The sequence below is a fragment of the Streptomyces sp. FH025 genome, assembly GCF_017427025.1.
GTDB lineage: Bacteria > Actinomycetota > Actinomycetes > Streptomycetales > Streptomycetaceae > Kitasatospora.
On the sequence record NZ_JAFLNG010000371.1, the window covers coordinates 1 to 7,643 of the forward strand.

General features: G+C 73.4%; 10 protein-coding genes. 2 read left to right on the plus strand and 8 right to left on the minus strand.

Annotated features, from left to right (window positions below; all coding sequences use genetic code 11):
- Positions 1-6 precede the first annotated feature (6 nt).
- Positions 7-729, minus strand: a complete 723-nt coding sequence (locus J0670_RS23865) for a ScbR family autoregulator-binding transcription factor (RefSeq protein WP_207813705.1) — start codon at positions 727-729, stop codon at positions 7-9.
- A gap of 349 nt (positions 730-1,078) precedes the next feature.
- Positions 1,079-1,201, minus strand: coding sequence for a hypothetical protein (locus tag J0670_RS40005; RefSeq protein ID WP_279383065.1), 123 nt, complete (start codon positions 1,199-1,201; stop codon positions 1,079-1,081).
- 259 nt (positions 1,202-1,460) lie between these two features.
- Between J0670_RS40005 and J0670_RS23870 the strand changes: the two genes are divergently transcribed.
- The gene (locus tag J0670_RS23870) at positions 1,461-2,075 is read left to right on the plus strand and encodes a C40 family peptidase (RefSeq protein ID WP_207813706.1); all 615 of its coding nucleotides are present in this window, start codon (positions 1,461-1,463) and stop codon (positions 2,073-2,075) included.
- Between the two features lie 14 nt (positions 2,076-2,089).
- On the opposite strand, the gene J0670_RS23875 is transcribed toward J0670_RS23870, so the two are convergent.
- A complete protein-coding gene (locus tag J0670_RS23875) occupies positions 2,090-2,566 on the minus strand; it encodes a MarR family winged helix-turn-helix transcriptional regulator (protein WP_207813707.1) in 477 nt (158 codons plus the stop codon).
- 99 nt (positions 2,567-2,665) lie between these two features.
- On the opposite strand from J0670_RS23875, the gene J0670_RS23880 reads away from it, so the two are divergent.
- A complete protein-coding gene (locus J0670_RS23880; protein WP_207813708.1) occupies positions 2,666-3,076 on the plus strand; it encodes a VOC family protein in 411 nt (136 codons plus the stop codon).
- A gap of 51 nt (positions 3,077-3,127) precedes the next feature.
- On the opposite strand, the gene J0670_RS23885 is transcribed toward J0670_RS23880, so the two are convergent.
- The 5 genes from J0670_RS23885 to J0670_RS23905 all read right to left on the minus strand — a co-directional run bounded on the left by J0670_RS23885 (position 3,128) and on the right by J0670_RS23905 (position 7,490).
- A complete protein-coding gene (locus tag J0670_RS23885; protein ID WP_207813709.1) occupies positions 3,128-3,394 on the minus strand; it encodes a hypothetical protein in 267 nt (88 codons plus the stop codon).
- A 130-nt stretch (positions 3,395-3,524) separates the two neighbouring features.
- Positions 3,525-4,769: a threonine--tRNA ligase gene (thrS, locus tag J0670_RS23890; RefSeq protein ID WP_307806662.1), complete on the minus strand. Its 1,245-nt coding sequence runs from the start codon at positions 4,767-4,769 to the stop codon at positions 3,525-3,527.
- 234 nt (positions 4,770-5,003) lie between these two features.
- Positions 5,004-5,735: a leucine-rich repeat domain-containing protein gene (locus J0670_RS23895; protein ID WP_207813710.1), complete on the minus strand. Its 732-nt coding sequence runs from the start codon at positions 5,733-5,735 to the stop codon at positions 5,004-5,006.
- Between the two features lie 176 nt (positions 5,736-5,911).
- Positions 5,912-6,517, minus strand: coding sequence for a TetR/AcrR family transcriptional regulator (locus tag J0670_RS23900; RefSeq protein WP_207813711.1), 606 nt, complete (start codon positions 6,515-6,517; stop codon positions 5,912-5,914).
- A 91-nt stretch (positions 6,518-6,608) separates the two neighbouring features.
- Complete coding sequence (locus J0670_RS23905; RefSeq protein WP_207813712.1) at positions 6,609-7,490, minus strand: 3-hydroxyacyl-CoA dehydrogenase family protein; 882 nt, start codon at positions 7,488-7,490, stop codon at positions 6,609-6,611.
- Positions 7,491-7,643: the final 153 nt, after the last annotated feature.

The window sequence follows — 7,643 nt, forward strand, 5'->3', positions numbered from 1 at the left end:
GACCGGTCAGCCCACGCCGACGCCGTTCGCCACCGCGCCGACCTCGGCCCGCGCCGCTGCCGCCGGCTCCCGGCCGCCCTCCGCCGCCGCACGGGCCGCCGCGACCTCGGCGACCACCTGGCCGCCGCGGTCCGGCCCCATCCGCAGCGAGCCCAGCACACCGGGCACCGCGACGCTCGGCATCAGGTGCTGGAACAGCCCGGACACCCGCTGCTCCAGGTCGGCCCGGCCGGAGAGCTTCTGCGACTGGATCTGCACACCCGTCCAGGCGGCGGTGACCAGCCACGCCGTGTCGGCCGGGACGACGTGCGGCAGCAGCTCGCCGCGCTCGCCGGCCGCCACCAGCAGCGCCTCCATGCGGTTGATCCACCCCGGGATGGCGCCGCCGCCGAGGTCGTCGAAAACGTCCTGGCCGAGGGAGAGCCGGGCGCCGGCGCTCAGCAGCGGGTCACGCGGCATCAGATGGGCGACCACCATCCCCGTGTCCACGAACTCCTGGAGTTTGCACGCGCGTTCCGGAACCCCGTCCTGGGTGAACTGCGCCTCCACGACACCTTGTGCGAGATCCCGCTTCGAGGCGAAATGGAAATACACCGCGCCACGCGTCACGCCGGCCCGGGAGACCACCTCACCGATGGTCGCGCCCTCGTACCCGAACTCGTCGAAGACCGACGCCGCGGCCTCCAGGATCAGCCGTCGAGTCCGGATCGCCCGTTCCTGCCGCACCACCGCAACCACCCCGCCCTGAGCTCCGGACAAACAAAACCAAACACCCCGTATCTTAGCTGCGGGCCGCCCGAGGGCGACAAGACGATGACACGGAATCGCTTCATCCCTTCCTTCTCCCCCACCTGCCCCATTTCCCTCCCGACGCTCCGTCAGGTTCCGGAGGTGGCCGAACGGAAGGGCGGCGGGTGGGCGATCGGAGGGCGATTGGAGGGCCACCGAGGGGGCTCTGAAGGGCAACCGCCTGCCCGCACCGGCGATGGATCCAAATGCCCCGTCGACTGACCATCCCGGCAATACCGAACGATCGGTTTCGTCCATTCCGCTTGCTCCTGCGGCCGGAGCCCGGCTCTCAGGGCGGCACGGCTCCGGCGAACCGGAGCGATCGGGCCGGGGCGTCGACCACCACCGCGCAGGCGTAGTCGACGGCCCGGGTCGGTCGGGTGTTCCGGATCAGCTTGACGGCACTGCTCATGAGGCCCCCTAGGGTCGTAGCCGAACGTTCGCGCTCATCGTTGGCCCCTCACGAACGACCGTCAAACCAATTTCGGGTGAACACCCGCTCGCAGCAAGGCCGGTGCCGCCGCGATTCACCGTTGCGGGTGATGGCGGACGGGCTCGCGGAACCACGATCCTGATGCCGTCCCGTACCCACGCCGCCGTGCCCGCCCACTCCGGCCCACTCCGGCGGCGCGGCGGGCACGCGCACCTCAACAGCCCCGGGGAGTCGCCCGATGGAGTCCCAACCGCCCGGCCGCTACCAGGCCTCCGGAGTCGGCCGTCGCCGTGTGCTCGGCCTCGCCCTCGGCGCAGGCCTCGCCCCGACCCTCACCTCCGCGGCCCAGTCCACCCACGCCGCGCCGGCCTCGTTCCCCTCCTCCGCGCTCGGCCGCCGGGTCGCCGCCGTGGCCGCGGCGCAGATCGGCGTCCCGTACGCCTGGGGCGGCGGCGACCGGCTGGGCCCGAGCCTCGGCTTCTGCGACGACCAGAACGGCTACCTCAACGGCGTGTGCCTGGGCGAGAGCACGGTCGGTTACGACTGCAGCGGCCTGTCCCTCTACTGCTGGTACCGGGCCAGCCACGGCACCGTCGAGCTGGGGCACTACACCGGCGCCCAGTTCCACCGCGGCGCACCGGTCGAGCGCGACGCCCTCGCCCCCGGCGACCTGCTGTTCTTCTCCCGCCCGGACGCGCCCCTGCACCACGTCGGCGTCTACGCGGGCGACGGCGCGATGATCCACGCCGAACGGACCGGCACCCTGGTCGCCCGGGTCGAGAACGTACTCGAAATCCCGCGCTGGGCGGGCGAGTTCGCGGGCGCCAGGCGCCCCGGGCCGATCACCGTCTGAGAGCGCGCCCGGGTTCACACGGCGCCGCGCGGCTCCGGCATCCCCCGGTGCACCCGCAGCAGCAACTCGTGCAGCACCCGCCGCTCCCCGTCGTCCAGCGCGGCCAGCACCTCGTCCTGCACCGCCCGTGCCTGCGCCTCCAGTTCGGCCAGCAGCGCCCGGCCGGCCGGGGTGACCGCCACCGAGACCCGGCGCCGGTCCGTCTGGTCCCGGGTGCGTTCGACGTACCCGGCGCCGCCGAGCCGGTCGGCCACCTTCGCGAGGTCGCTCGGGTCGATGCCCAGCCGCTCCACCAGGTCCCGCTGCACCTGTGGACCGAAGTCGGCGAGTGCGGCCAGCACCGCCAGGTCCCAGAGCCGCAGATCGCGTTCGGCCAGCCGATCGGCGAGCCGCCCGCGCGCGGACCGGCCGATCCGGGCGAGCAGGAACGTGCTGAGGTCCAGCAGGGTCGGCGGCAGCGCGCGACCGGGGAGCGGGGTTCCGGAGGCCATGGCGACAGTCTAGGGTCCGTCCCTATAGTGGGTTCTGACCCACGAACCAGCTCCGACCCACGAACCAGCCCGACGGTTCCCGAGCCCAGGAGTTCGACCGTGGACGCCCTGTACCCCCGCCTGCTCGTCACCCGCTTCGCCCAGTGCTTCGGCTTCTACCGCGAGGTCCTCCCCGCACTCACCGGCGCCGTCCTGGTCAAGGGCACGCCCGAGGGCCCGTACGCCAACTGGGACGTGGCCGATCAGGCCGTCCTGGTGCTCTACGACCGCTCCGCGATGGCCGCCGCCCTCGGCACCTCCGACCTGCCCGCCCGCCCCGCCGGGCCAGCGCAGGACGCGGCGATGCTGGTCTTCCGGGTGGACGACGTGGACGGGGCCCTCGCCCTCTGTCTGAGCCACGGCGGCACCCCGGTCTCCCCCGCGACCGACCGCCCGGAGTGGGGCCCCGGCCTGCGCAACGCCCATCTGCGCGATCCGGAGGGTCACCTCATCGAGCTTCAGTCCTACTGAGCGCCCGGGGGTCAGCGGGTGGCCCCCGGCACTCAACCGCACCACCGGACCTCAGCTGCGGGTGCCACCGTCGGCCCGGACGCGCGCGTCGGACCGGCCGAGCGCATCGGCCCAGGAGGCCGGCGCGCACGCCCGGCCGTGCATGAGCGAGGCGCCGTCGGCGCCGGGCAGGTGCCCGAGCACGGCGGCGCAGTACTGCACCCCCGGCCCGGGCAACGGCCGGAGCCCGGCCGAGTCGGCCGGGGCGGCGGCCATCACCCCGGCGAGGCCGAGACCGCCGGCGAGCAGGGGAACGACGAACCTGCGCGAACTGCGCATGGGTACCTCCGGAACGGGTGGGGACGGCGGCGGCCGTGGACCCGGCCGCCGCGCCCATTCGACGGGCGCCCGCCATCCGCCGCCCCGCCGACACACCGTGCGTCGGACTAGTCGTACGTATGCCGCCGGCTCACCCCGCGGGCGCCTCCTCCCACAGCTCGGCTCCGCACCCGGCCACCAGCGCGCCGATCCGCGCCCAGGCCTCCTCGGCCGCCATCGGCTCCAGTCGGCGGCCGTCCCGCAACCGCAGCGCGACCCGGTCGTCCACCGCCTCCCTCGCCCCGATCACCGCCTGGTAGGGCACCAGCCGGGCCTCGCGGATCCGGGCGCCGAGGCTGCCGTGCTCGGGCCCGGCGACCTCGGCCCGCAGCCCCAGGTCCAGGCAGCGCTGCCGCAGCCGCTCCGCCTGCGGCAGTTCGGCCTCGGACACCGGCAGCAGCACCACCTGGGCCGGAGCGAGCCAGGCCGGGAACGCCCCGCCGTACAGTTCGATCAGGTGGGCGACCACCCGCTCGATGCTCCCGATCACGCTGCGGTGGACCATCACCGGGCGGTGCTTGGCGCCGTCCGGGCCGATGTAGTGCAGGTCGAAGCGCTCGGGCTGGTGGAAGTCGATCTGGACGGTGGAGAGGGTGAATTCGCGCCCGGCCCCGTCGGCGAACTGCACGTCGACCTTCGGCCCGTAGAACGCGGCCTCGCCCTCCGCCTCCTCGAACGGCACCCCCGAGCGCTCCAGCACCTCCCGCAGCAGTACGGTGGCACGCTCCCAGAGCGCGGGGTCGGCCACGTACTTGCCTCCTTCCCCCGGCAGCGAGAGCCGGTAGCGCAGCGGCACGATGCCGAGCGCCCGGTGCGCCTCGCGGATCAGCTCCAGCGCGGCGACGGCCTCGTCCGCCGCCTGCTCGGGGGTGCAGAAGATGTGCGCGTCGTTCAGCTGGATCGCCCGCACCCTGGTCAGCCCGCCGAGGACGCCGGACAGCTCGGATCGGTACATGCCGCCCAACTCGGCCATGCGCAGCGGCAGTTCCCGGTAGCTGTGGGAGCGGGAGCGGAAGATCAGCGCATGGTGCGGACACAGGCTCGGCCGCAGGACCATCTCCTCCGAGCCGAGCTCCATGGGTAGGAACATGTCCTCGCGGTAGTGCTCCCAGTGCCCGGAGATCTCGTACAGCTCGCGCTTGCCGAGCACCGGCGAGTAGACGTGGCGGTAGCCGGCCCGGCGCTCGCGGCCGCGGACGAACTCCTCCAGGGTTTGCCGGATCGCGGCGCCGTCGGGCAGCCAGTACGGCAGGCCGGAGCCCATCAGCGGGTCGGTGTCGAACAGGTCGAGTTCACGGCCGAGCTTGCGGTGGTCGTGCATGAGGGTGGTCTCCACTCGGGTACGGCGGGCGAGTGGATCCGGAGACGGCGAAGCCCCGGGGCACTCGCCCCGGGGCTTCGGACTAGGTCAGCAGTCAGCGCGCCGGGACTCTCTCCGGCGTCGTCGTGGCGAGTGCAGCGCGCTTCATGCGTTCCACGGTAGCAGGTGCGCGGCCGCGGTGTTGATCTTTTCCGGCCGTCCCGCAACAGCCGCTCCCCTTCAGAACAGCGCGACTCAGAACAGCGCGACTCAGAACAGCGTGACGCACCCGCGCGCGGCCAGTGCGTCGAGGAGCCCGGCCGGCGGGCGCGCTTCGTTCCACCGCAGGTCGAGCTTCTCCAGCGCGGGCAGCGCGGCCGGATCGGCCAGCCAGCCCGGCAGTTCGGCGATCCGGTTGCCGCGGAGGTCCAGGCGGCGCAGCTGCGGGAGCGCGGCCAGCGCGACGGGCACCTCGGTGAGCGCGTTCTCCCGCAGCTCCAGCTCGCGCAGCTCGGCGAGCCGGCCGAAGGACTGCGGCAGCCCGGTCAACGCGTTTCCCCGGAGCCAGAGTTCTCGCAGCGCGCCGAGCCCGCCGATCGACTCCGGCAGCGCGGTGAGCCGGTTGTGCTGGGCCCGCAGCTCGACCATTCCCGCCATCTCGCCGATGGTGGAGGGGAGTTCGGTGAGCCGGTTCTCCCCGATGTTGAGGTAGCGCAGCGCGGTGAGCCGTCCGAGCTCCTCGGGCAGTTCGGTCAGCGCGTTGTCGTGCAGGTAGAGGAAGTCGCCGAGCCCGGTGAGCTCCCCCAGCTCGGCGGGCACCCCGGCGAGCCGGTTGTGCCCGAGGTCGAGCGTGCGCAGCCGCCGCAACCGGCCGATGCCGGGCGGGAGTTCCGCGATCCCGGTCTCGGCGAGGATGAGCACGGTCAGGTCGGTGCGGGCCCACACCCCGGCGGGTACCTCGTCGAGCGGCTGCCGCCAGAGGTTGAGCGTCGTGTCCGTCATGCCTGCGGCCCTCCGGCCCGGCCGATGCGGAACCCCTCCAGCCGCTCGGTGGTCAGGACCGTTTCCCGGCCGTGTTCCGTGCCCGCCATGCTGCGCGCCCCTTTCCGAGGATGTGTGGATCACCGTACGCACCCGGGCCGTGGTGCGGAACGACGGGGCCCGGGTGCGGGCGCGGCTCAGCGGTCGGCTGGGTGGAACAGCCCGTCGACGACGCGGTGCAGCAGGTCCTCCGGGAACTCGGCGAGTTCGCCGCGGGCCTCCTCGGTGAGGCGCATCGCGGTGGCGCCCTCGTGCAGGATGACCAGCAGGCGGGCGAGGTCGCGCGGGCGGATCTGCGGGTCCTGGTCCGACATCCGCTCGATCAGTTCCACCAGCCCGTCGATCAGCCGGGCCTCGTGTTCGGCGAGGCCGCGGGCGACTTCCGGGTGGCGGGCGGCGTGCAGGGTGAACTCCATGGAGAGCAGGAACCAGCCCTCGTCCTCCCGGCGGCGGCCGGCCAGTTCGCGCAGCAGCCGGGACGGCAGGTCCCCGCCCGGGCCGACGTCGCGGAGGGCGGCACCCAGGTCGTCGAGCAGTTTGTCGATCTGCTGGTCGTAGAGGGCGAGGAACAGCTGTTCCTTGTCCTGGTAGTTGGAGTAGAACGCGCCCCGGGTCAGGCCGGCGCGGGCGACGATGTCGCGGATCGAGGTGGCGTGGAAGCCGTGTTCGAGGAACAGGGCGAGGGCGCTGTCGTTCAGGGCGGCGACGGTCAGCGGGCGCCGCTTCGTGGGTGACTTGGGCACGAACTGCGGTCCTCGGCTCTCGTTCTTCGCTCGGCGGTGCCGCCGGTCGGCCCCGGCCCAGTCTACGGGCGGGCCGGGGCGCCGTACGTGCTCAGGCGGCGGTGGCGCCGGCCGCGGGGCCGTAGTCGTAGAAGCCGCGCCCGGTCTTGACGCCCAGGCGGCCGTCGTCCACGTACTCCCGCAGCAGGGTGCGGGGGCCGGCGGGCAGGCCGGGGCGCTCGGCGGCGTAGTGCTCCTCGATGTCCAGCACGACGTCCAGGCCGACCTGGTCCATCGCGCGGAACGGGCCGCCGCGCAGGCCGGTGTTGACGGACCACATGGCGTCCACCTCCTCGGCGGTGGCGACGCCCTCGGCGACCACGGCCAGCGACTCGCGCTTGATGGCCGCCCAGATGCGGTTGAAGATGAAGCCGGTGCTCTCCTTGCGAGCCTCGAACGGGAACAGCCCGTGGCGCGGCAGTTCGGCCAGCAGCAGGTCGATGACGGCCCGGTCGGTGCGGCCGCTGGACATCACGTCCACGGCGTTCTGGGTGGGCGGCATGTAGAAGTGGATGTTGACCAGCCGCTCGGGCTCGCGCACGAAGTCGACGAAGCGGCTGGTCGGGTAGGACGAGGAGTTGCTGCCCAGGATCGCGTCCTCGTCGGCGTACCGGTCGAGGTCGGCGAAGACCCGCTGCTTGAGCTCCGGGCGCTCGGGCACCGCCTCGATCACCAGCCAGGCGCCCCGCAGCGCCTCGGCGAGGTCGCCGGTGACGGCGACCGTGCCCGGCCGGCCCTCGGGGACCTTCGCGGCGACGGCGGGCAGGTGCTCCCCGACGTAGTCGCGGGCGGCGGCCAGCTGCTCGGCCGAGGGGTCGTAGATCCGCACCTCGCCGCCGTCGGTGGCGAACATCAGGGCGATGCGACGCCCGAGGGTGCCGGCTCCGACGACGGCGACGGGGCGGCCGGTGGGGTTGGGGGCTGCGAACGACATCGAGATCACTTCCTTGACTGTGCTGCGATCCGCGGGGCTGCGGCGCGGTGCTCTGCTCTGCGGCACGGGCTCCGGTGGGAGACGCCGGCTCCGGTGAGCGACGCGGGTCCCCGCACTTCGGGCGGACGGTTCCGCGTTTGCGCCGCACCCCCA

What these genes read in the sequence shown, in the direction of transcription:
- J0670_RS23870 (WP_207813706.1), top strand. Translation starts at nt 1,461, where the DNA reads ATGGAGTCCCAACCGCCCGGCCGCTACCAGGCCTCCGGAGTCGGCCGT.
- J0670_RS23895 (WP_207813710.1), bottom strand. Translation starts at nt 5,735, where the DNA reads ATGACGGACACGACGCTCAACCTCTGGCGGCAGCCGCTCGACGAGGTA.
- J0670_RS23875 (WP_207813707.1), bottom strand. Translation starts at nt 2,566, where the DNA reads ATGGCCTCCGGAACCCCGCTCCCCGGTCGCGCGCTGCCGCCGACCCTG.
- J0670_RS23885 (WP_207813709.1), bottom strand. Translation starts at nt 3,394, where the DNA reads ATGCGCAGTTCGCGCAGGTTCGTCGTTCCCCTGCTCGCCGGCGGTCTC.
- J0670_RS23905 (WP_207813712.1), bottom strand. Translation starts at nt 7,490, where the DNA reads ATGTCGTTCGCAGCCCCCAACCCCACCGGCCGCCCCGTCGCCGTCGTC.
- J0670_RS40005 (WP_279383065.1), bottom strand. Translation starts at nt 1,201, where the DNA reads ATGAGCAGTGCCGTCAAGCTGATCCGGAACACCCGACCGACCCGGGCC.